Annotated in this window: 2 protein-coding genes; both read left to right on the forward strand. The window is 60.0% G+C overall.

From position 1 onward, the window contains the following. The first annotated feature begins 89 nt into the window (after positions 1-89). The gene (gene istA / locus GJ700_RS34635; protein ID WP_170305928.1) at positions 90-1118 is read left to right on the forward strand and encodes an IS21 family transposase; all 1029 of its coding nucleotides are present in this window, start codon (positions 90-92) and stop codon (positions 1116-1118) included. Then, positions 1115-1915: an IS21-like element helper ATPase IstB gene (gene istB, locus GJ700_RS34640; RefSeq protein ID WP_154382786.1), complete on the forward strand. Its 801-nt coding sequence runs from the start codon at positions 1115-1117 to the stop codon at positions 1913-1915. Before istA ends, istB begins: the two co-directional genes overlap by 4 nt. Positions 1916-1954 lie beyond the last annotated feature (39 nt).

A 1954-nucleotide genomic window follows, 5' to 3' on the forward strand; every position in this document is an offset into this window, starting at 1 on the left:
TGTTGCGCGCGGAGTAAAAATGAGCCACTTCGCGCAAAGTAAAACTGAGCCACTTTTTTGTAAAGTCAGGTCTTTTGCGCGAGACCTGAGTGCTACACAAGGAAGAGTGGATGGAAATACATGTGCTCAAGGCCCAGGGCCTCTCGGAGCGCCGGATTGCCAAGCAGCTGGGCATTTCAAGGAACACGGTGGCGCGCTATCTGGACGCACCGGAGGCGCCGCGATACAAGCTGCGGGAAGCCCGGCCTACCAAGCTTGATCCGTTCAAGGCGTACATCGAACAGCGGATCGCTGAGGCAAGGCCCGACTGGATTCCAGCGCCGGCCATGCTGCGCGAGTTGCGAGGGCTTGGCTACGGCGGGCAGGTACGGCAGTTACAAGACTTCATGCGCTTGCATAAAGCGGCGCCCAAGCCAGATCCGGTGGTGCGGTTCGAAACAGCACCGGGGCAGCAAATGCAATGCGACTTCGTGGTGTTCCGGCGCGGCCGGGATCCGCTATACGCTTTTACAGCGACGCTGGGCTACAGCCGATGGCGTTGGGTGCGCTTTACTTCGGACGAAACTGCGGCGACCTTGGTGGCCTGCCATCACGCCTTGTTCGATGCGCTGGGCGGCGTGCCGAAAGAAGTCCTATACGACAACGCCAAGAGCGTCGTTATCAAACGCGACGGCTATGGTGAAGGCCAGCACCGCTGGAATGACGACTTCCTCGACATGGCAAAGCTGTACGGTTTCATGCCGCGACTGTGCCGTCCTTACCGCGCCCGGACCAAGGGCAAGGTCGAGCGCTTTCACCGCTACCTGCGCGGCAATTTCTACGTGCCGCTGGACAGCCGGATGAAAGCCAGCGGGCTGATCGTGGACGTGGCCACGGCCAATGCCGAAGTCGGTAAATGGCTACGCGACGTGGCCAACCGCCGTGTGCATCCGCTCACCGGCCATGCGCCGAAAACGCTGTTCGAGCATACCGAGAAAGCGCTGCTGCAACCCTTGCCGGATTACGTGCCGCGCTGCGAGCCGATCCAACCGACGGCACCATCGGCGCGCCAGCGGCATCACTCGTTCCAGCACCCACTATCGGTCTATCAGCAAATCCTCACGGAGGTGGCGGCATGAACCTGCAAGCTGAACGCATTGACGCCCACTGCCGCCAATTGAAACTCGATGGGTTGGCTGAACGGTTTGCTGCCATTGCTGGGCAAGCCGCGGACCACGACTGGAGTTTCCTGGACTTCCTGGAGCAGGCGTTGAGCCATGAGCGCGACACGCGACAAATCCGCAGCCGCCAGACTTTGGTGCGCATGGCTTCGTTCCCGGTCATTAAAACGCTGGAACAATATGATTTTGACTTCGCGGTCGGCGCGCCGAAAAACGTGATTGATGAACTGGCCACGCTGCGTTTCATCGAGCGCGGAGAGAACGCAGTGTTACTGGGACCATCCGGTGTGGGCAAGAGCCACTTGGCGATCGCCCTGGGCTACCTGGCCACGCAGGCAGGCATCAAGACTCACTTCGTGACTGCGGCCGATTTGATGCTGCAACTGGCTGCCGCCCAGCGGCAGGACCGGTACGAGTCTGTCATGCGCCATCGGGTACTGGGGCCGCGCCTGCTGATCATCGACGAGATTGGCTACCTGCCGTTTACCGGCGACCAGGCCAGCCACTTCTTCCACATCGTCTCTAAGCGGTACGAACGTGGTGGCTCGATGATACTGACCAGTAATCTGCCGTTTGCGCAGTGGGGTGACACCTTTGGCGACAACCCGACGCTAACAGCTGCGATGCTCGACCGAGTGCTGCACCATGCCCATATCGTGCAGATCAAGGGGGACAGCTATCGGTTACGAAGGATGAAGAAAGCGGGATTCCTGGAGAAGCCCGCCAAGGTAGTGGCTCAGAATTCGGCCGCGTAAAGGCCCGCAAAGTGGCTCAGATTTACTCCGCGCTTGACA

The organism is Pseudoduganella rivuli (assembly GCF_009674485.1).
In the GTDB taxonomy this organism is placed as follows: Bacteria; Pseudomonadota; Gammaproteobacteria; order Burkholderiales; family Burkholderiaceae_D; genus Rugamonas; species Rugamonas rivuli_B.